Origin of the sequence: Haladaptatus sp. T7 (assembly GCF_026008575.1) — an archaeon.
GTDB classification, from domain to species: domain Archaea; phylum Halobacteriota; class Halobacteria; order Halobacteriales; family Haladaptataceae; genus Haladaptatus; species Haladaptatus paucihalophilus.
On sequence record NZ_BROP01000005.1, the window covers coordinates 240,774 to 260,818 of the forward strand.

The following is a 20,045-nucleotide window of genomic DNA, read 5'->3' on the forward strand; positions in this document are numbered from 1 at the left end:
CTTCCGCGCCTGAAGTCGCTGTATGCCAGAAACCGGCGACGAGGAAGGCAACTACGCCGAGCGAATCGCGGCGAACGCCGATGCCGAGAAGGATGCGTGGGGGATGACGCTCGAAGACATGAACGCGATGGCGGACGACCTCGAATCGGAGGGGTGGGACGTCGTTACCGTCCCCGCCAGCCACACCGCACCGGAAAACCCGGATGCGGGCGACACCGACCGGTTCGGTTTCGTTTACGTCATCCCGGACAACTACGCCGAGGACTTCAGTGAAGCGGTCGAAGCGGGGACGTTCCCGAAATATCAAGTTTTCCGCAAGGAAGTCGGCTCCCGCGTGTTCCAGCTCACGCAGTTCCTCGACCCCGACACCGAAACCGCGATTCTCATCGCGGGCTCCTACGAGATGATGCACGCGCCGCCGCTCGTCAAAACGGCGATGGAAGAAGACGAGATGTTCAGTCACGTCCAGACGCTGGACGGGACGGTTCACGGGTCGTTCCGGCACGACGACTACACGAAATTCTTCCCGGAGCCGGAAAAGTACGAAGACTACGTTGTGGAAGCGAACGTCGGAACCGACGACGAATAGTCACCGTTCGTCGGTGTCCCTCTGTCTCACCTCGATTTTGCATCCGCGCATCCGCTTCTCGTCCCCCCGCGCTTCGTAGGGTACAAGAAGGGTGAAGCCGTATCCGGCGGATATGAACGTTGCCGAAGCGATGACACCCCGGTCAGACGTGGTTACTGTCGAGCTTCCGGGCACGCGCGACGATGTGCTCGAATACTTGCAGGAACGCTCGTTTTCCTCCGTTCCGGTCGTCAAGCAGACTGACGACGGCGAGCAGTACCGCGGTCTCATCTCGCGCGATGACCTCATCGAGAACCCCGACGAAGACCAACTTGCGATGCTCATGCGCGACGTCGCGACGACGACGCAGGACGCGTCCGTCGAAGACGTCGCCAAATTGATGTTGGACGAACGAACCCGCCGCGTCCCCGTCGTCGACGGCGAACTCGAAGGAATCGTCACCGTCACGGACGTCGTTCGAGCGATAGCCGAAGGCGAAGCCGATGGCGACACGGACGTCGGCGAACTGGCGAGTCCGGACGTCAACACCTGCTACGTCGACACGCCGCTGAGCGTCGCCGAACGCGAAATCTACTACGCGAACGTCCCGTACGCTGTCACACTCGGCGAGGACGGCGAGATGAGCGGCATCCTCACCGAAGTCGATATCATCGACGTCGCCCACGTGGTCGAGGGCGAGGACGACACCGGCGGCAGTATCGCAAACGAGGACGACGCGTGGATGTGGGAGGGAATCAAATCGGTCGGCAACAGTTACATCCCGACGCGAAACGTCCAGATTCCGTCCGCCCCGGTCAGCGAGTACATGACCGACGACGTGGTGACGGTTTCGAAACACAAGACCGCGCGCGAGGTCGCACAGATGATGCTGACGAACGACATCGAACAGGTTCCCCTCGTCAGCGGCGACCTCCTCGTCGGCATCGTGCGCGACGTGAACCTGTTGGAGGCGCTTAAATGACCGGCGAGTTGGTCGAACTCGCCAAGCGTCGTGGTTTCTTCTTCCAATCGTCGGAAGCATACGGCGGTGTGTCCGGCTTCTACGTCTACGGCCCGCAAGGTGCGGCGCTGAAGCGAAACATCGAGGACTCGTGGCGCGACCGCTTTCAGGTACGGGAGGGCCACCGGGAGATAGAAGCACCGACGGTGATGCCGGAACCCGTCTTCGAGGCGTCGGGCCACCTCGACACTTTCGACGACATGCTGGTCGAATGCCCCGAATGCGGCGAGAGCCACCGCGCAGACCATCTCATCGAGGACAACACGGACATCGAGGATGCGGAAGCCATGCCGCTTTCGGAAGTCGGCGACCTCATCGCCGAGTACGACCTCCACTGTCCGAGCTGTGAGACGCCGCTGGCGGGCGAGCCGGTCGAGGATTTCAACCTCATGTTCGAGACGGACATCGGTCCCGGCTCCGGCCACCCTGGCTATCTCCGCCCCGAGACGGCACAGGGCATCTTCGTCGAGTTCCCGCGACTCAAGGAGTACGCCCGCAATCAACTCCCGTTCGGTATCACCCAAATCGGCACGGCCTACCGGAACGAGATCAGCCCGCGGAAATCCATCATCCGCGTCCGCGAGTTCACGCAGGCGGAACTCGAACACTTCATCGACCCCGAAACCGACGAGCCGCCGCTTCACCGCGTCGAGGACGTCGAAGTGACGCTGTACTCCGCCGTCGAACAGAACGACGATGACGGCGACTACCTCCGAACGACCATCGGTGAGGCGGTCGAGGAGGGCATCATCGCCAGCGACTGGGTTGCCTACTACCTCGGCGTCGGTCAGGAGTGGTACGAACGAATCGGCGTGGACATGGACCGTTTCCGCTTCCGACAGCACCTCGCGGGCGAGCGCGCCCACTACGCGAGCGACTGTTGGGACGCCGAAGCCGAAATCGACGGCGACTGGATAGAGATTACCGGCTACGCCTACCGGAGCGACTACGACCTCTCGAAGCACGACAAGTACTCCGACGAGGATTTCACCATCTTCCGGCAGTACGACGAACCGAAGGTGGTCGAACGGGCGACGGTCGACCCCGACATGAGCTATCTCGGTCCGGAGTTCGGCGGCGCGGCCGCCGACATCGCCGAGGCGCTCCAGACGCTCGCGGAGCGCGACCGCACCGCCTTCGACGGCGACGAGGTGACCGTGGAAGCCGACGGCGACACCTACGCGATTCCGGTCGAGAAGACCGGTTTCAGCGTCGAGGAAGTCAAGGAGTCGGGCGAACACATCGTTCCGCACGTCGTCGAACCGTCCATCGGTATCGGCCGCGTTCTTTATACCGTCCTCGACCACGCCTACGACACGGACGAAATCGAGGGCGAAACGCGAACCCGGCTGTCGCTCGACCCCGAAATCGCGCCGACGACGGTCGGCGTCTTCCCGCTCATGGACAAGGACGGCATGGGCGAGACGGCCAGAGACATCGCGGCCGAACTCCGAAGCCACGGCCTCGATGTGGTCTACGACGACTCCGGGAACATCGGCCGTCGATACCGGCGACAGGATGAAGTCGGCACGCCGTTCTGCGTCACCGTCGATTACGAGGGTCTCGAAGACGACACGGTGACGCTCCGCGAGCGAGACTCAACCGAACAAGTTCGCGTCGCCGTCGACGACCTCCCGAACCTCATCGCCGACCTTCGGAGCGGCGAGCGCGCCTTCTCCGAACTCTAACCGTGGCGGGTGAAGTCAAGCGCAGGCTGGTACACGTCAGCGGAACCGGATTTCCGGCGCTGTACCTACTGGGCTTGCTGACGTGGGAGCAGTTGCGCTGGCTTCTTCTCCTCGGTTCCGCGGTCGCGCTCGCACTCGAAATCATCCGTCTGTTCGTCGGCCTCGACTGGAAGATATACGACGAACTCACGCGGAGTTACGAACAGGACAACCTCGCGGGTTACGCCCTCTACTTCTTCGGCATGACCGCGACGGCGTGGGTGTTCGAACCGCGAATCGCCGTTCCCGCGATGCTCATGCTGACCATCGCCGACCCCATCAGCGGCCTCATCGGGTCGGGCGAACTCGGCATCAAGGCGGCCCACACTTTGCTGGTGACTTTCGCGGTCTGTCTTCTCATCGCATCCGCCTTCGGCCTCCCGCTTCCCGCCGCCGTGTTCGGTGCCGTCGCTGCGACGCTCGCCGACGGCGTGAAACCCGTCATCGCGGGCTACGTCATCGACGACAATCTCACGATTCCCATCGGTGCCGCCGTGGCTATCTTCGTCGGGTTGCGGTATCTGCCGATGCTCGTTTGATCATCCGTAGCCGTACTTCGGGAGGTCGTCATCGCGCTGCACCTGACCATTCTCTCCCTTGGCGAGTTCGATACTCTGACCGGTTTGGAGACGACGAACTGTCGAACACTTCCGTCGAACGACTGCTCTCAGACAGAGGAACAGCATCCGAACGACGTAGCGGAGGTGCTTTACCATTCGATTGGCGGGTTTGGTCCCGTTTTGTCTTATAAATCTTCGCCGACCACTTTCACTCCGCCACACGAATCCTTTAACCGAATGACGACCAAACTCACGACGAATGGCGACCACGGACGCTGCAACGAACTACGTGGAACACCCCTATCTCTCGCCCTCGTTCATCGAGCGGCGACTCTATCAGATTCAACTGGCCGGGACCGCGCGGAACGACCACACGCTCGTCTGCCTCCCGACCGGACTGGGGAAGACGACGGTCAGCCTGCTCGTGACGGCCGAACGATTCGACGACGTGGGCGGGAAATCGCTCCTCCTCGCGCCGACGAAACCGCTGGTGAACCAGCACGCCGACTTCTATCGGGAAGCCCTCTCGATTCCGGACGAGGACATCGTGGTCTTCACCGGCGAGGTCCGCCCCGACGAACGCTCGGAGCTTTGGAAATCGTCGAAAGTCATCATCGCCACGCCGCAAGTCGTGGAAAACGACATCGTGGGCGGGCGCATCGACCTCGGACCGGTGACGCACGTCACCTTCGACGAGTGTCACCGCGCGACCGGCGACTACGCGTACAACTACATCGCGGAGCGCTACCACGCGGACGCGAACGACCCGCTCGTTACTGGAATGAGCGCATCGCCGGGCGGGGACAAGGAGTCGATTCTGGAGGTCTGTGAGAACCTCGGACTGCACGAAGTCGAAGTGATGACGGAGGAAGACAGCGACGTCTCGACGTACACCCACGACACCGAAGTCGAGTGGGTTCGCGTGCAACTCCCCGACGAAATCATCGAGATTCGGGACGCTCTGAATGAGGTCATCTCCGACAGATTGGAGCGCCTGAAGGACCTCGGCGTCATCAACACGACGCGCCCCGACGTCTCCCAGAAGGACCTGAACAAGGTCCGGGGTCAGTTGCAGAAACTCATCGACAACGACCAGTCGGAGGGGTACCAGGGCATGTCCGCGCACGCGGAGGTGATGAAACTCCGCCGGGCGGTCGAACTCGCGGAAACCCAGAGCGTCGAATCTCTCCGTCGGTATTTCGAACGCCAGCGCAACTCCGCCCGCTCGTCGGGCGCGTCGAAGGCGAGCCAGCGCATGGTTTCCGAGCCGAAAGTGCAGGAAGCGATGCGCAAGGCGGTCCAGTACGAGGGTCGGCATCCGAAGTTTCAGAAGGTCAGGACCTACGTCGCCGAAACGCTGGGACTGAACGACGGGGAGCGTATCATCGTCTTCACCGAATCACGCGACACAGCGGAGACGCTGACGGACTTCTTCAACGACGAACTCGGAAACCAGTTGACCGCCCGGCGGTTCGTCGGGCAGGGCGACAAGGACGGCAGCGACGGGATGACCCAGAAGGAACAGCAGGACGCCCTCGACAAGTTCCGGGCTGGCGAGTTCGAGGTGCTCGTCTCCACCTCCGTTGCCGAGGAGGGTCTGGACGTACCGGAAGTCGATTTGGTACTCTTCTACGAACCCGTACCGACCGCGGTGCGGTCGATTCAGCGCAAAGGACGGACCGGCCGACAGGCACAGGGACAAGTCGTCGTCCTTCTCGCCGAGGATACCCGCGACGAGGCGTACTTCTGGATTTCGAAGCGTCGGGAGGACGAGATGGAAGAAGAGCTACGAAAGCTCAAAGGCGTCGCCAAGGAAGTCGAGGAGGAACTGGACGATTCACAACAGACGCTCGGGTCGTTCGGCGGCGACGGTGACGGCGGCGGAAAGACGAGCGAGGTGGGCCACGGCTTACAGGAGTTCGAGACGGGGGCGGCGGGCGACACGGACGATGCCGAGGACGGTGCGGGCGACGGGGGGTCGGAACCGGATGGCGTCGTTGCGACGGCGCGCAAACGCGATAACTCCGATGCCGTCGAAATCGTCGCCGACCAGCGCGAACTCGACGCGAACATCGCCCGCGACCTCTCCGCGCGCGAAGGCGTCGATGTCCGCCTCGAAACGCTCGCGGTCGGCGACTACGTTCTGAGCGACCGAGTTGCCGTCGAGCGAAAGTCGGTGAGCGACTTCCTCGATACGCTCGTCGGGAGCGACCGCTCGATGTTCGAGCAGGTGGGGGACATGAACCGCCACTACGCCCGCCCGGTCGTCATCATCGAGGGCGACGGACTCTACGAGGAGCGAAACGTCCACCCGAACGCGATTCGGGGTGCGGTTTCGTCCCTCGCCGTCGATTTCGGTGCGAGCGTCCTCCGAACCGAGGACGAGGCGGACACGACGGACCTGCTCGAAGTCATCGCCACCCGCGAACAGGAGGTCGCACAGCGCGAGGTCTCCGTGCACGGTGACAAGCACGCGAAGACGCTCGCGGAGCAACAGGAGTACGTCGTGGCCTCTATCGCGGACATCGGGCCGGTGACCGCTCGGGCGTTGCTCTCCGAGTTCGAGACGGTTCAAGCCGTCATGACCGCCTCGAAAGACGACCTTATGGAGACCGAGGGGGTCGGCGAGATAACCGCCGACAGAATCCGCGAGGTCGTTTCGAACGAGTACGATCCGTAAGGCTGGCTTACCGCAGGACAGGAGTGGTGTTTGATACCTAATGGCACACTGTCGGTCATCACGGCCTAAATCCGCTCTTTCGACGCTCATACGGTGACGATGACGGCGGATAAACGGGGTGAACGGTCGGGACACGTTAAACCCTCCCTGCCGTTTACCCGGATGAGAGTAAACTATGTTACCTCGCCTCATGGGGCAGGATGACGATGAGGAGCGGACAGTCGAACAGTGGTACGGAAAGCCACAGCACGAGATGGCCCCTTCGACCAGCGAACAGGAACTGTACGGTGACCCGCAGCACGACGTAGCAGACGGAGGCTCCCCGCCGGATTTCGACTTGGACCTCGGGTACACGTTAAACTGGTTCGACCTCTCCGAGGAGTTGGACGCCGACGTCGAACGCCAGTTGCTTACGGAACGATAGTCACCGGCACCGCCTCGGAGCGAACTATCTTTTCGGCGGCGCTGCCGAGAATTGCCCGGTCGACGGTTCCCGACCCGTGATGGCTCATGATGACGTGCTCGTAACCGTTCTCCGTCACCAGTTCGAGGACGTTCTCGCCGACTCGCTCTGCCGGTCGGAACTCCAGTCGCATATCGGTCGAGAGTTTCGGCTCCGACTCGATGTCCGCCGACTCGAGGACGTCACGAGCACGTGAGAGTATCTCGTCGGTCGCGGATGTCGCCTCGTCGGAGAAGTGCACGACGTGGAGCGTGGCGTCGAACTTCCGAGCGAACTCCGCGGCGAACGCGAGCGCGCGAAAACTCCCGTCGGAGCCGTCGATAGGAACCAGTACGTCCATGGGGAGACTGTCGGCCGGTTTCGGCTTAACGATTCGCCCGGTCGAGCGCGGCGAGCGCCTCCGCCGCCTCACGCGTCGCGGCCAGCAGTTCCCGCGAATAGCCGACATCGTTCGTGCCTTCCGCCTCCTGTGCAAGGGCCGTCAGCTTCCGCACCAACGCCTCCCGCGCCGCCGAAAGGTCACCCGTTCCCGAATCCTCGTCCGTTCGCGTTCCCGCCGCTCGCGTTCCCGCCGCCCGCGTCTCGGGTTGTCGTGCCCGTTCGCTTCGATTCTCCCCTCCCGTCTGGCTCGGGGGTGCACGCTGAGACTGACGCGGAACGCTTTGCGGTGGCGTCGGCGACTGTGCGCGGTTCGGTTCCCGCGACTGACCCGTTCCCGGCGATTCCGTCTGTGCGTCTTCCCCGCCCTGTCCGGGCGATTCGACCGCAATCTCGCTCGCTTCTTCGGCGGTTTCTGTTCCGGCGGTCGCATCCGTTCCGTCCCTCTCCGCCGTTTTCGCCTCCGTGGCTTCTGCCTTCGACGCTTCGTTCCCGGCATCTTGGCAGGTCGGGCAGAACTCCGTCCCGTTCATTCGGAAAATCGGGTCGCCGCAGGTGTCGCAGTGTTTCCCCGTCATCGTCGCGCCCTGCAACAGCAGTTCGCTCATCCGTTGGGTCGATTTTCGCTCCTCCTTTTCGTTCTCGTACTGCTGGCGGAGCTTTTCCCGCTCCGCTTCCTTATCGAAATCGCTCATGAACGGACAGAGACTGTCCAGACTCTTGCCCCTTTCCCTCGTCTTTCGCCCCGAGATTTATATACCAAATCGCGGCCAGAATCACCGTGTCGAAGATACCGTTCACCGAACTCGAAACCGTGGCGTACTGCCCACGGAAGGGCTACTATCGGCGACAGGACGACATCGAAATTCCGGATCTCGTTACCGAACGGCGACGACTCGCGTTCGAATACGACCGCCTCCTCGATGCCCCCGATTCGGAACTCGCCGACCGTCCACTGGAAGTCCCACCCGCCCGATTTCGCGCGAATCTCGAACGCGCTACCGAGTTCGATGCGTGGGACCACCTCCGCTCGCCCGCGACACGCGACAGACTGGTCGAAGGGAAGGACTGTCGCGGCATCGTCCACAAAGTCCTCGTCCGTGACCCGCCGATTCCGTCGATGGTGTTCACCGGAACTCCACCAGAGACCGGCGTCTGGGAACCGCAAAGCGTCCGTGCGGTCGCCGCTGCGAAGGCGCTCTCGTGGGAACACGAGCGACCTATCGAACACGCCTTCGTGGAGTATCCGGCGTGCGGCGTCGTTCGGAAACTTCGCCTCTCGACGCGACGGAAGGCGACGTATCGACGCGCCCTCCGAACCGCTCGCGCGCTCGACGGGCCGCCGCCGCGGTTGACCAACCGGTCGAAGTGCGATGCCTGCGAGTACCGCGCCGAGTGCGGCGTGAAAACCCGAACGCTTCGCTCGCTACTCGGCGGCTAGCCACGCTTCGATTTCGTCCGCGTTCTCCCCGCGCCGGAGGATTTCACCCTGCTCTACGTTCACCACGGTGCTTCCGGTTCCGCCGGTTTCGCCGCCGTCGATGACGCATTCGGCGGCGTCCCGTATCTCGTCGTCGAGGTCGTCGATGCGCGTCACGCTCCCTCGGCCGCTCACGTTGGCGCTCGTGCTGGTTATGGGCGCAACGTACCGGAGAAGGGACAGCGCGACCGGTTGGTCGGGAATTCGAACGCCGACGCGCGACCGTCCTCCGGTGAGTACGTCGGGAACGACATCGCGTTTCTCACAGAGTACGGTGACCGGCCCGGGGAGAAACGCCTCCATGAACCCCAGTTCCCGCTCGGTCGGCCGAACGTAGTTCCGCGCGGTTTCGACGTCGGGAACCGCGAGCGATATCGGCTTATCGCGCGCTCTTCCCTTCGCGTCGAACACCCGCTCTATCGCCGTCGCGTCGAGCGCGTCGGCACCGAGGCCGTACACCGTCTCGGTCGGATAGACGACGAGGTGACCGTCCCGCATCGCGGTTGCCGCGCGTTCGAGTTCGTCTTCGCTCACGCCGTTTCCATCGCTCGCGTCTTCCATACCCGGGTGTTGTCGCTCCACGCGAAAAAAGCGTCGCGTCGTCCTCAACTGCTCGCTTCAGTCCTCTAGCGCCTGCTCCACTTCGTCGTAGTCCGGGAAGTCGGGCCACTCGGTGGCGACCCACGCGTACTCGACCGTCCGGTCTTCGTCCAGCAGGAATATCGCCGGTCGCGGTTCGCTGATGCCTTCCATTCCGTCCAACTCGTGCTCGATGCCGTACGATTTCCCGACGTCGTTCGCCGGGTCGCTGAACAGTCGGTACTCCATCCCGCGCTCCTCGATGAACGTCTTGTGCTCGTACGGGGTCGAAATCGACACGCCGACGATTCGAACGTCGTGCTCGTCGTCCCACGCGCGGTCGCGCAGTTCGTTCCACACGTAGGTCGCCGGGAACGCGCCGTCCATGCCGTGAAAGACGAGCAGCGTCCGTCCGTCGTCAGTGATGTCGGACAGAGAGACGTCCTCCCAGAGTTCGGCATCCACGAGCGGACGCGTGAAGTCCGGTGCCGTTTCGCCCACCTCGGGATGGTCCGACGGTGGCAGTTCCACGACCTCGAAATCGACCATTATTCGTCCCCTCCGTAGGTGTTCTCGATGTACTGGACGATGTTCGCGCTCTCGCTCATCGTGACGCCCGTGTTTTCGTCGACGATGGCCGGGACGGTCCGCTTGCCGCTGATGCGCTTGACGACGTTGCGGTCCGAGTGCATCGGTTCGACGAATCGCGACTGGTAGGTGATGTCGTGGTCCTGCAGTTTGCGGACGACGCGCTCACAGAACGGACACGCCTGCAATCGGTACAGCGTGATGTCCGGTTCTGTCGTCTCGGTGCTCATAGTCACCGATTGGGACGAAACGTCCGTAAGGTCTTCGTTCTCGGCAGTTTCGCTCAAAATTTGGAACAGCACAAGAATAAAGAGTTAATCCCGCTGACGCTCAAGGTGGGTTATTGAATGACACTCTCCCCGACACTCATCGCACTTTCACAGACTGCGCCGCTGAATAGTCTGTTCAGCATCAATCCCTCCGAACAGTTGACTCTCTGGGGTGGGATCGCCTCCGTTCTCCTCCTTCTCGTACTCTCTGCGTTCTTCTCCTCCTCCGAAATCGCGATGTTCTCGCTCGCCAAACACCGCGTGGAAGCGCTCGTGGACGAGGGCGTCGACGGCGCGAAGACAGTGGATTCGCTCAAGAGCGACCCGCACCGCCTGCTCGTGACGATTCTCGTCGGTAACAACATCGTCAACATCGCGATGTCCTCGCTCACGACGGCGCTCGTTGGCATCTACTTCGACAACCCCGGCGCGACCGTCCTCATCTCGACGTTCGGCATCACCTCGCTCGTCTTGCTGTTCGGCGAGAGCGCGCCGAAATCCTACGCCGTCGAGAACACGGAGTCGTGGGCACTCAAAATCGCAAAGCCGCTCAAATACTCCGAGTATCTTCTCCTGCCGCTGGTCGTCACCTTCGACTACCTGACGCGGGCGGTCAACCGCGTCACGGGCGGTCGCTCCGCCATCGAAACCTCGTACGTCACGCGCGACGAGATTCAGGACATGATCCAGACCGGCGAGCGCGAGGGCGTCATCGAGGAGGACGAACGCGAGATGCTCCAGCGCATCTTCCGGTTCAACAATACCATCGCCAAGGAGGTCATGACGCCGCGCCTCGACATGACCGCCGTTCCGCAGGACGCGAGCATCGACGAGGCCATCGAGACGCTCGTTCAGTCGGGTCACGAGCGCGTCCCCGTCTACGAGGGAAGTCTGGACAACGTCATCGGTATCGTCACGGTGCGCGACCTCGTGCGCGAGAAGAACTACGGCGAGACGAAGACAGACGGACTGAAACTGAGCAACCTGATTCAGCCGACGCTCCACGTCCCCGAGAGCAAGAACGTGGACGAACTGCTGACCGAGATGCGCGAAAACCGGATGCAGATGGTCATCGTCATCGACGAGTTCGGAACGACGGAAGGGTTGGTGACGATGGAGGATATGGTCGAGGAAATCGTCGGTGAAATCCTCGACGGCGAGGAAGAGGAACCGATAGAGCGCGTCGACGAGGACACCGTTATCGTTCGCGGCGAAGTCAACATCGACGAAGTGAACGAAGCCATGGAGATCGAACTCCCCGAGGGAGAGGAGTTCGAAACCATCGCCGGGTTCATCTTCAACCGTGCGGGCAGGCTCGTGGAGGAGGGCGAGGACATCGACTACGAGGGCGTCCGCCTCCACGTCGAACAGGTCGAAAATACCCGCATCATGAAGGCTCGAATCACGCGGTTGGACGAGGAAGTCGAGCCGAACACGATAGAGGAAGGCGTCGAATCCGGCGCGGAATAGAGGTCGCTGTTCTGTTTTCGGTCGGTACGAAAAATCGGCGCGCGGACTCTCGAACGACAGTCAACAGTCTAACAGGATAGTCAAAACGAGACGTTCGTTTCCATCCCGTCCGTCGCGTCGTCCAACCCGTCCTGTTGGATGTCACTTGTCATTCTATCGGATATCTCTCTGTCTTGTAGAATGTTCTCGAACTCGTTGATATACTGTTGGTTCACTGTTCGCGCCTCGTCTTTCGCCTCGATAACGCGACGGTAGCGCCGAACGGTCGATTCGTCGGTATCGAGTTCCGCCGCGCAGTCGGCGGTCGTCGCGCCGTCCCGGACGAGCGTCCGAAGCGTCTCGATTTCGAACGGTGCGTCGGTGTCCGATGGTCGAAAAAGATGGAGGTCGATTCGGGCGCTGGCGACGTCTTCTTTGAGCGATTCGTCCCCGAGTTCGTCGGCGATTCCGTCGTCGCCGTCCCCGGCGTAAAATCGCCGAACGACCGTCCGTAGCTCCTCGTCGGTGAGCGGGGTATCGAAGTCGTATCGCTCGCGCATCTCCGTCACGACGGCGAGCAACTGCTCCTCGACTCTTTCTTCCGTTCCGAGCGAGCCGTGCGTCTCTTCCTGTCTTTCCGTGACTGTCTCCTCGTCGGTCATATCGAGGAACATGTCACGGAGTTCTTCGGTCTTCTTATTCATAGCGCGTACCTCATGCCGGGAGTCTATAAAAACCTGTTGGGCGGTGGGTGAAATTTCGTTCCGACGGTTGAAACAAGCCCGGCCGTCAACCGAAGTCATCATGGTGGTTGACGAGCGACCCTGTTCCATGTCCACTGAAACCGGCTCCGTCGAACTGGTTGGCGAGCAAACCGTCGGAAACATCGCACGAACCGCGCTGTTCGCCGCCATCGTCGGCGCGTTCGCGCAAGTCTCGTTTCCGAATCCGCTCGCTCCCGCCATCCCCGTCACGCTCCAAGTGCTCGGCGTCTTTCTCGCCGGAATCTTCCTCGGACCGCTCTGGGGGTCCGCGTCGCTCGTTCTCTACCTCGTCGCCGGTGCGGTCGGCGCGCCCGTCTTCGCCGGTGGATCCGCCGGACTGGTCGATATTTTCGGCCGATTGACGAGCGGCTACCTGCTCTCGTATCCCTTCGCCGCGTTCGCCATCGGCGCAATCGTCCACGACGGACTGACGCTCCGTGACCCGAAGCGCGCGGGTCTCGTTCGTCTCGTCGGCGGAATGGTCGTCGGTACCGTCATCATCTACGCCTTCGGGACCGTCGGATTCTCCTACTTCGGCAACTACGGACTCACCGAGGCGTTCATGCTCTCGGCGGTCGCTTTCATCCCATTCGAGGCGTTCAAAATCGCCGCCGCGGTCGGCATCGTTCGGAGCGACCGCGTTACGGCCGAATGAAACTCGAACACTGACCGAATGATAACGACGCAAAATATCGTCCACCGCTTCGGCGACGCGGTGGCGCTCTCCGGCGTTTCGCTCACGATTCCCGACGGGGAGTTCGTCGTGATTTCCGGCCCGAACGGGAGCGGCAAGACGACGCTCGTCCGGCATTTCAACGGCCTCCTCTCGGCCGACGAGGGGACCGTTTTAGTGGACGAGACGCCGGTCGAGGAGAACCTCGTGGCCGCCCGAACTCGCGTCGGCATGGTGTTCCAACACCCGCGAGACACCTTCGTCTCCGCGACCGTCGGTGCTGACGTGGCGTTCGGCCCGGAGAACCTCGGCCTCCCGCGCGAGGAAATCGACCGTCGCGTCGAAACGTCCCTGTCCGCGGTCGGAATGGCAGACCGCAGGGACGCGCGCATCGACACGCTCTCGGGCGGCGAGTGCCAGCGCGTCGCCATCGCGGGCGCGCTGGCGATGGAACCCGCCCATCTCGTGCTGGACGAACCGTTCACCGGACTGGACGGCCCGGCCCGCGAATCCGTGGTGTCCCACCTCGAAACGCTCTCGACGTCGGGGACGGGCATCATCGTCGTCACTCACGACTTGCGGGACGTCTGGTCGCTCGCGGACCGCGCGGTCGCGCTTCGTGACGGGAAAATAGCGGTCGATGGGTCGCCCGAGGAGACGGCATCCGAACTCGCACGCATCGGCATCCGGACGCCATGACGCTCGCCTACCGTTCGACGGGGGCGTTCGCGGAACGACTCGACCCCCGCGTGAAACTCCTGTTTCAAGCGGTCTTCGCGGCCGTCGCGCTCGCGCACACGACCCCCGTCGGACTCGCAACTCTGACGCTGGTGGTCGCAGCGGTGTTCCTCGGGGCGGCCACGTCTCCCGTGTGGGTGCTCCGCGAGTTCCGCTACCTGTTCCCGTTCCTCGTCGGTGGCCCCGCGTTCGCCGCGCTCACGCTCGGCCCGCCGTGGGTGGTGCCGGGGGATGCCGTCGCGCCCGCGCTTGCGAGCTATCGCGTGCTCCTCGTCCTCTGTGTCAGCGCGGCCTACGTTCGGACGACGCCTGTCCGCGAGTCGCGCGCGGCGATTCAGTGGCTCGTTCCCGGTCGCGTCGGCCAGTTTCTCGGGATGGGCGTCGCCTTCGTCTTTCGCTTTTTTCCGGTTCTACAGGCGGATTTGCGGTCGATTCGGGACGCGATGGCCGCCCGACTCGGCGACGAGCGTTCGCTGACCGACCGGATGGAACTCGTCGGCGCGGCGGGGCTGTCGCGGGCGTTCTCCCGCGCCGATACGTTCTCGCTCGCCCTCCGCGCTCGCTGTTTCGCGTGGAACCCGACGCTTCCCCGTCTTGCGGTTTCGTCCGCGGACGTGCCCGCCGTGTTTCTGACCGCGGCGCTCCTCGTCTGGGGGGTCATTTAAACTACAAACAGATTTTTTATTCTCGCACGACGGCGGCGGGACGGGTGGGTGGCAAGATTTAAGCAATTCGTCTCCTCCTGATAAAACATGGCAATCTTCGCGCTCGCGGAGGCGGCGGGTACGACGCGCCCGACGTTCTGGAGAATCGGTCTGACGGGCGAGGCGATATTCTATTACCTCGCCGCCGTGACCGTCCTCTTTTTCGTCTACGGCGTCTACAACCGCTTCGCGCGGTACACCGACGGCGAGGAGGACTGGTTCGACCGGTTGGACGACCTACCGGGACGGATGACTCGTGCGGCGAAAACCGTCATCACGAACGAGAAGCAGTTCAACCGCGACCTGTACGGCGGGTTGATGCACTCGTTCATCCTGTGGGGCTTTTTGACCCTGCTCATCGGGACGACCATCCTCGCCATCGACATGGACGGCTATCGAAAGTTCACCCACTACTTCCTCGGCGGCGAGAAATCCTTCTTCGTCGGGAGTTTCTACCTCGCGTACTCACTCGTGATGGACGCGATGGGACTGCTGTTCGTCGTCGGCATCTCGATGGCGCTCTACCGGCGCTACTGGGTCCGTAACGAACGGCTCTGGGGCAAACACACCGGCCGCGAGGACGACCTGTTCATCTGGACGCTGTTCCTGCTCGGCGTCGGCGGCTACCTCACCGAAGGCGTTCGGATCCTCGGCACCAGCGCGGTCCGAAACGTCGATTTCGAGACGGTCAGCTTCGTCGGCTGGTTCGTCAAGGACCTGCTCTCGGCGGCGGGCGTCACCCCCGAGATGGCGATGACGTGGTACCCCGTCACGTGGTGGGCGCACGCGCTCATCGCGCTCGTCTTCGTCGCGGCGATTCCGTACGCCAAACCGTTCCACATGCTGTCGTCGTACGCCAACGTCGTCACCCGCGACGAGAAGGCGGGCAAGCGACTGCCCGGCGTCCCCTCGGACGCCAGCCCCGACGAAATCGGCGCGAGCTCCATCGACGACTTCTCGTGGAAACAGCTGCTCGACCAGGACGCCTGTACGAAGTGCGGCCGCTGTTCGTCGGTCTGTCCCGCAAAGGCGTCCGGTCGCCCGCTCGACCCGCGCGACGTGATTCTCGACCTGAAACAGTACCGCGAGAACCTCGACATGGGCGGCGACGAAAAGCCCATCATCACCGACGGCGGTTCCAGCGTCATCGACAGCAGCACGATGGAGTCCTGCATGGCCTGTATGGCCTGCATGGACGCCTGCCCGGTCGAAATCGAACACCTCTCCTCGTTCACGGAGATGAACCGTCGGCTGACCGAATCCGGCCAGATGGACGTCAACGTGCAGGACGCGATGATGAACGTCTTCCAGAACGGCAACGCGTTCGGCGACCCCGAACGACGCCGTCCCGAGTGGACCGAGGAACTCGACTTCGAGATTCCCGACGCCCGCGACGAGGACGTGGAGTTCCTCTGGTACGTCGGCGACTACCCGTCCTACGACGAGCGCAACCGCCGCGTCGCCCGCTCCTTGGCGACCATCTTCCACGAGACGGGCGTCTCGTACGGCATCCTCTACGAGGACGAACAGAACGACGGCAACGACGTGCGTCGCGTCGGCGAGGAAGGGCTGTACGAGATGCTGGTCGAGGACAACGTGGCCGCCTTCGAGGAGTGCGACTACGACAAAATCGTCTGCACCGACCCGCACAGCTACAACACGTTCAAAAACGAGTACCCGGAGATGGACGAGGACTTCGACTCCCCGGTGTACCACTACACGCAGGTCGTCGAGGAACTGTTCCAGTCCGGTCGTATGGGCCTCTCGGGTACCGAACTCGACTACACGGTCACCTACCACGACCCGTGCCACCTCGGGCGCTACAACGACGAGTACGAGGCACCCCGCGAAATCGTGAAAGGAACCGGCTGTACGCTGGACGAGATGCCGCGCAACCGCGCCAACTCCTTCTGCTGTGGCGGCGGCGGCGGCGGCCTCTGGATGGACTTCGAGGAGGACTCGAAACCCAGCGAGGAGCGCATCCGCGAGGCGCTCGAAGACACCGACGCCGGGTCCGGCGTCGAGAAGTTCGTCGTCGCCTGCCCGATGTGCATGACGATGTACGAGGACGGCCGGAAAACCGGCGGCTACGAGGACGACATCGAAATCGTGGACGTGGCCGAACTCGTCGTCGAAGCCCTCGGTGCTGAAGAGAAGATCAAAGTCTCGAACTGAGCTTTCCGTTCTCGATTTCTGTTTCGCTCGTCGATTTTCCCGACAGTCAGCAGGCCGACCAACCGGCAGGACGCGCGGCGCGGTCGATTCGCACCACTCGTGCGAATCGACCGAGCGACCGGGGAGGTATGGGGACTCCGAGGGCGGGCGAGGTTGCGGAGCAACCTCGAAAGCGAACGGTGAAATTGCCGAGCATTGCTCGGCAGTCAGCCGGACAAGTCCGGCGAAATCGTGAGCAGTGGCGGCCGTGCGGTTCCGGCCGCCCGTCCGCACCCGGTGCGGTTATGTTCCCTAGCAACTGTCGTCCCGATATCCGTTCCAACAATCCTCGAATCTCTCCCCGAAGAACGCTGAATCCTGACGACAACCGACTTTCGTTCTTCTTCAAACGATTGGAACCATAACAACTATCCGAAGCGAATCCGATTGTGCGAGCGATGAACTCCCTCCTCGTCGGCGTGGCGGTGTTCAGTTTCGTCTCGCACGTAGTCACGCTCTACGTTTGGTATCTCCGAGACAAACCGCCAATCGCCCTCATCACGTGGGCCGCATACGCGCTGTTCTGGGCATACCTCGCCGTCACGGCGTTCTTCGAACTGGAGTTCGCCACAGTCGGATTGGCGGTCCTCCTCGTGGTCGTTCTCTCGCTTACGGCCGTTCTCCTCCATCATCAGTGGACAAATGACCGAACGCAGTCCGCCTGACGCGACGACCTCGACCGGGTACTGTTTCCTATCGACTGTTCCTATATCCTCCTTCGAAGTACTATTTTCGATGAAATTCTACTGAATATTACTGTTATCTACTAAATCATACTGATTCGCACCATTACGCGATAGCGACCAGCGTTTCCTCCTCCCTGTCAGTGCTCTCCGTCCTCGTGCTCCCGCGCCGCGCCGACGGCACGCGCGATGAGACCGGCCTGTCCGCCCGCCACGAAGCCCGCGTCGATGTTCACGGTGGAGAGCACCGTACACGACTGCAACATCCCCGAGAGCGCCGCCTCGCCGTCGCTCGCGTGGCCGTAGCCGTTCGACACCGGTAGGCCGATAACGGGGGTGTCCACGAGTCCGGCGATGACCGTGGGGAGCGCGCCTTCGCGCCCCGCGGCGACGACGAGGGCGTCCGCCGCGCGGAGGGCGTCCACCTCGTCCAGCACGCGGACCAGGGACGCGACGCCCACGTCGTGTATCTCCTCGACGGTCGCGCCCATCTCCGACGCGATGACCGCGGCTTCCCCGGCGGGAATCGCGTCGCTCGTGCCCGCGCTGACGATGCCGACCGTCGCGTTCACCTCGGGCGGTTCGAAGGTCGGCGCGTGGGCGACGAGGACGTTCGCTCGCGTTCGAACCCGCACGTCCGCGTCCGGGTGGTCGGCGTCGAGCCTCCGCTGGACCGCCCCCGCGTGGTCGTCGTCCACCCGCGTGACTATCGCTCTGCCCGCGGTTTCGACGGCCGTGGTTGCGAGTTCCGCGATTTCGCTCGGCGTCTTTCCGTCGGCGAGTATCGCCTCCGGGACGCCGCGACGCCGCTCGCGGGCCGCATCGAACCGTCCGGCCCCGTTCGTCGCGTATCCAGATAACATTGCCTCCGCTTCGGCGACGCTGGTTTCCCCATTCGCCACCGATTCGAGTAGTTCGCGCATATTCGCCACTCTGTGGCCCTCCTACTCCTGTCTGTCGTCCGCGGTCAATCTACTTTACTTCACTTAAAGCTTTTGGCGGCATCGACAGAGTAGGTCACATTCTTCGACTCGTGGCTGTTCACCGCATAATTTGGGAAGCTTTATTAAGCGCGCTACGGAACGTCAATCCTGTATGGCAGACCTTATTGTCAAAGCGGCTGTGAAAGAAGCGCTCGACGACAAAAACGTTGCCTCGGACTTCTACGACGCACTCGACGTTGAAGTCGAGGAACTCCTCGAGGACGCTGCACGACGCGCAGAAGAGAACGACCGAAAGACGGTCCAGCCGCGCGACCTGTAAAAACGGAACTCCCTTCATTTATTTTTTCGCCGTCCAGCGACAGCGTTCGACGCACCAGCGGTCGTCTCGGCGGGTCTGACGACCCCCCAACGGCGTTTTCCAGCTCTCTCGGGCGCGTTCCGACGCTCTTCGTTACACTCGTCTCACGTCTACACCGTCGTCGTTCCCGGCGTGTATCTCGTCGGCCATCCCGACGAACAGTCCGTGTTCCACCACGCCCGGAATCGCCGAGAGGTCGGCCGCGAGGTCCCCGGGCGAGTCGATTTCTCCGAACTCACAGTCGAGGACGAGATTTCCGTTGTCGGTCACGACCGGCCCGTCCTTTCGCTCCGCGTCGCGCAACGTCGGGTTCCCGCCGAGACGGCGAACGTCGTCGGCCACCGTCGTCCGCGCGGCGGGTAGCACCTCGACCGGAACCGGATGGTGCAGCCGTTCTGCCGCTTTGCTCGGGTCCACGACGACGAGAAACCGGTCCGCCGCTCCGTCCACGATTTTCTCCCGAGCGTGCGCCGCTCCACCGCCCTTGATGAGGTCGCCCCCGGCGAACTGGTCCGCGCCGTCGATGGCCACGTCGATTCCCGACACGGTATCGAGGTCGGTGAGTGGAATCCCCTCCTGCTGTGCCAGTTGCCGCGATTGGAACGACGTCGGCACCCCGCGTACGTCGAGGCCCGAATCGACCATCCGACCGAGTGCTCGAATCGCGTGAGCCGTCGTACTCCCCGTTCCAAGTCCGACTACCATGCCGTCTTCGACCGCCTCCGCCGCGCTTTCGCCCGCGTTTCGCTTCGCCTCGTCGCTTCCACCCGTCGTTTTCATGTTCGTGGAAATCGGTGCGGCCCGGAAAAAGGTTGCTAGCGCGTCCGCGAGACTTCCCCTGATAAATAAACTGGACGTTCGAACCGACAGCTACAGGCCCGCTTCCCCGTTACGTCCATTCGGATGTGGTTCCCCACATTCGGGAGGATGGGGTTCGGTTCCTCTTGTAGCCTTTCGCCCGATTCAATCCTCGAACGGGAGGGTTCCGGGCTCCTCGACGACTACCCACCAGTGGTAGTCGGCTTTGGGATGTCGCCGCTCCACGTGTTCTCGCAACTCCTCGCCCTGTTCGAAGTCGCGCCCACAGAGGTTGCACCGGTGATGTCGTTTTCGAGCCATGGGGCTAGAACGCCGTTGAACCGCTAAAACTCGTCGTCCGTTCGCGCGTCGGTAACCGTCGTTTTCTGCACCGCCCATAGCACTAT

At 62.7% G+C, this 20,045-nt stretch carries 24 protein-coding genes; 14 read left to right on the forward strand and 10 right to left on the reverse strand.

Annotation, left to right across the window (positions count from 1 at the left end; translation table 11 throughout):
• The first annotated feature begins 22 nt into the window (after positions 1–22).
• From OPC11_RS15025 to OPC11_RS15040, 4 genes are all read left to right on the forward strand, one after another.
• Complete coding sequence (locus OPC11_RS15025) at positions 23–589, forward strand: hypothetical protein (protein WP_007976170.1); 567 nt, start codon at positions 23–25, stop codon at positions 587–589.
• A gap of 112 nt (positions 590–701) precedes the next feature.
• Entirely contained in the window at positions 702–1,550 is an 849-nt protein-coding gene (locus tag OPC11_RS15030; RefSeq protein WP_264782434.1) for a CBS domain-containing protein, read from the forward strand.
• Entirely contained in the window at positions 1,547–3,277 is a 1,731-nt protein-coding gene (gene glyS, locus OPC11_RS15035) for a glycine--tRNA ligase (RefSeq protein WP_264782435.1), read from the forward strand. Before OPC11_RS15030 ends, glyS begins: the two co-directional genes overlap by 4 nt.
• Before the next feature lie 2 nt (positions 3,278–3,279).
• Complete coding sequence (locus OPC11_RS15040) at positions 3,280–3,855, forward strand: dolichol kinase (protein ID WP_264782436.1); 576 nt, start codon at positions 3,280–3,282, stop codon at positions 3,853–3,855.
• Here OPC11_RS15040 and OPC11_RS15045 read toward each other — a convergent pair whose 3' ends face one another.
• The gene (locus tag OPC11_RS15045) at positions 3,856–4,032 is read right to left on the reverse strand and encodes a hypothetical protein (RefSeq protein WP_264782437.1); all 177 of its coding nucleotides are present in this window, start codon (positions 4,030–4,032) and stop codon (positions 3,856–3,858) included.
• A 103-nt stretch (positions 4,033–4,135) separates the two neighbouring features.
• Here OPC11_RS15045 and OPC11_RS15050 point away from each other — a divergent pair, with 103 nt between their 5' ends.
• Together OPC11_RS15050 and OPC11_RS15055 are read left to right on the forward strand one after the other, a co-directional pair.
• Positions 4,136–6,556, forward strand: coding sequence for a DEAD/DEAH box helicase (locus tag OPC11_RS15050; RefSeq protein WP_264782438.1), 2,421 nt, complete (start codon positions 4,136–4,138; stop codon positions 6,554–6,556).
• 190 nt (positions 6,557–6,746) lie between these two features.
• A complete protein-coding gene (locus OPC11_RS15055) occupies positions 6,747–6,980 on the forward strand; it encodes a hypothetical protein (protein ID WP_264782439.1) in 234 nt (77 codons plus the stop codon).
• Here the strand turns inward: OPC11_RS15055 and OPC11_RS15060 are convergent.
• Together OPC11_RS15060 and OPC11_RS15065 are read right to left on the reverse strand one after the other, a co-directional pair.
• The gene (locus OPC11_RS15060) at positions 6,967–7,359 is read right to left on the reverse strand and encodes a universal stress protein (RefSeq protein ID WP_069449994.1); all 393 of its coding nucleotides are present in this window, start codon (positions 7,357–7,359) and stop codon (positions 6,967–6,969) included. The two genes, OPC11_RS15055 and OPC11_RS15060, sit on opposite strands and share 14 nt — an antisense overlap.
• Positions 7,360–7,384: 25 nt before the next feature.
• Positions 7,385–8,092 (reverse strand): Sjogren's syndrome/scleroderma autoantigen 1 family protein, encoded by a 708-nt coding sequence (locus OPC11_RS15065; RefSeq protein ID WP_264782440.1) that lies wholly within the window; start codon positions 8,090–8,092, stop codon positions 7,385–7,387.
• A gap of 86 nt (positions 8,093–8,178) precedes the next feature.
• Between OPC11_RS15065 and OPC11_RS15070 the strand changes: the two genes are divergently transcribed.
• Positions 8,179–8,838 carry a hypothetical protein gene (locus OPC11_RS15070; RefSeq protein WP_264782441.1) on the forward strand — a complete coding sequence of 220 codons (660 nt, stop codon included), beginning with the start codon at positions 8,179–8,181 and terminating at the stop codon, positions 8,836–8,838.
• On the opposite strand, the gene OPC11_RS15075 is transcribed toward OPC11_RS15070, so the two are convergent.
• From OPC11_RS15075 to OPC11_RS15085, 3 genes are read right to left on the reverse strand one after another with little or no spacing between them, the layout of a single operon-like run.
• Positions 8,824–9,438 (reverse strand): L-threonylcarbamoyladenylate synthase, encoded by a 615-nt coding sequence (locus tag OPC11_RS15075; protein ID WP_264782442.1) that lies wholly within the window; start codon positions 9,436–9,438, stop codon positions 8,824–8,826. The two genes, OPC11_RS15070 and OPC11_RS15075, sit on opposite strands and share 15 nt — an antisense overlap.
• Before the next feature lie 57 nt (positions 9,439–9,495).
• Complete coding sequence (locus OPC11_RS15080) at positions 9,496–10,005, reverse strand: redoxin domain-containing protein (protein WP_264782443.1); 510 nt, start codon at positions 10,003–10,005, stop codon at positions 9,496–9,498.
• Positions 10,005–10,274 carry a glutathione S-transferase N-terminal domain-containing protein gene (locus OPC11_RS15085; RefSeq protein ID WP_069449998.1) on the reverse strand — a complete coding sequence of 90 codons (270 nt, stop codon included), beginning with the start codon at positions 10,272–10,274 and terminating at the stop codon, positions 10,005–10,007. Before OPC11_RS15085 ends, OPC11_RS15080 begins: the two co-directional genes overlap by 1 nt.
• Before the next feature lie 117 nt (positions 10,275–10,391).
• Between OPC11_RS15085 and OPC11_RS15090 the strand changes: the two genes are divergently transcribed.
• Positions 10,392–11,783, forward strand: coding sequence for a hemolysin family protein (locus tag OPC11_RS15090; RefSeq protein ID WP_264782444.1), 1,392 nt, complete (start codon positions 10,392–10,394; stop codon positions 11,781–11,783).
• 80 nt (positions 11,784–11,863) lie between these two features.
• On the opposite strand, the gene OPC11_RS15095 is transcribed toward OPC11_RS15090, so the two are convergent.
• Positions 11,864–12,466: a conditioned medium-induced protein 4 gene (locus OPC11_RS15095; RefSeq protein ID WP_264782445.1), complete on the reverse strand. Its 603-nt coding sequence runs from the start codon at positions 12,464–12,466 to the stop codon at positions 11,864–11,866.
• Positions 12,467–12,593: 127 nt separating this feature from the next.
• Here OPC11_RS15095 and OPC11_RS15100 point away from each other — a divergent pair, with 127 nt between their 5' ends.
• The 5 genes from OPC11_RS15100 (at position 12,594) to OPC11_RS15120 (ending at position 17,520) form a co-directional block, all read left to right on the forward strand.
• Positions 12,594–13,181, forward strand: coding sequence for a biotin transporter BioY (locus tag OPC11_RS15100; protein WP_018128852.1), 588 nt, complete (start codon positions 12,594–12,596; stop codon positions 13,179–13,181).
• 18 nt (positions 13,182–13,199) lie between these two features.
• Positions 13,200–13,898 carry an ABC transporter ATP-binding protein gene (locus tag OPC11_RS15105; RefSeq protein ID WP_007976203.1) on the forward strand — a complete coding sequence of 233 codons (699 nt, stop codon included), beginning with the start codon at positions 13,200–13,202 and terminating at the stop codon, positions 13,896–13,898.
• Positions 13,895–14,602: an energy-coupling factor transporter transmembrane component T gene (locus OPC11_RS15110; protein ID WP_264782446.1), complete on the forward strand. Its 708-nt coding sequence runs from the start codon at positions 13,895–13,897 to the stop codon at positions 14,600–14,602. The genes OPC11_RS15105 and OPC11_RS15110 overlap by 4 nt, the downstream gene beginning before the upstream one ends.
• Positions 14,603–14,689: 87 nt before the next feature.
• Positions 14,690–16,816, forward strand: a complete 2,127-nt coding sequence (locus tag OPC11_RS15115) for a (Fe-S)-binding protein (protein WP_264782447.1) — start codon at positions 14,690–14,692, stop codon at positions 16,814–16,816.
• Positions 16,817–17,253: 437 nt separating this feature from the next.
• Complete coding sequence (locus tag OPC11_RS15120; protein ID WP_264782448.1) at positions 17,254–17,520, forward strand: hypothetical protein; 267 nt, start codon at positions 17,254–17,256, stop codon at positions 17,518–17,520.
• Positions 17,521–17,678: 158 nt separating this feature from the next.
• Here the strand turns inward: OPC11_RS15120 and larB are convergent, their stop codons facing one another.
• The gene (larB, locus tag OPC11_RS15125; RefSeq protein WP_264782533.1) at positions 17,679–18,461 is read right to left on the reverse strand and encodes a nickel pincer cofactor biosynthesis protein LarB; all 783 of its coding nucleotides are present in this window, start codon (positions 18,459–18,461) and stop codon (positions 17,679–17,681) included.
• A 172-nt stretch (positions 18,462–18,633) separates the two neighbouring features.
• Here larB and OPC11_RS15130 point away from each other — a divergent pair, with 172 nt between their 5' ends.
• Entirely contained in the window at positions 18,634–18,801 is a 168-nt protein-coding gene (locus tag OPC11_RS15130) for a DUF1931 family protein (protein ID WP_018128851.1), read from the forward strand.
• Between the two features lie 132 nt (positions 18,802–18,933).
• Here OPC11_RS15130 and rpiA read toward each other — a convergent pair whose 3' ends face one another.
• Together rpiA and OPC11_RS15140 are read right to left on the reverse strand one after the other, a co-directional pair.
• Positions 18,934–19,620, reverse strand: coding sequence for a ribose-5-phosphate isomerase RpiA (gene rpiA / locus OPC11_RS15135; protein WP_264782449.1), 687 nt, complete (start codon positions 19,618–19,620; stop codon positions 18,934–18,936).
• Positions 19,621–19,803: 183 nt separating this feature from the next.
• The gene (locus tag OPC11_RS15140; protein WP_007976219.1) at positions 19,804–19,959 is read right to left on the reverse strand and encodes a hypothetical protein; all 156 of its coding nucleotides are present in this window, start codon (positions 19,957–19,959) and stop codon (positions 19,804–19,806) included.
• Between the last annotated feature and the right edge of the window lie 86 nt (positions 19,960–20,045).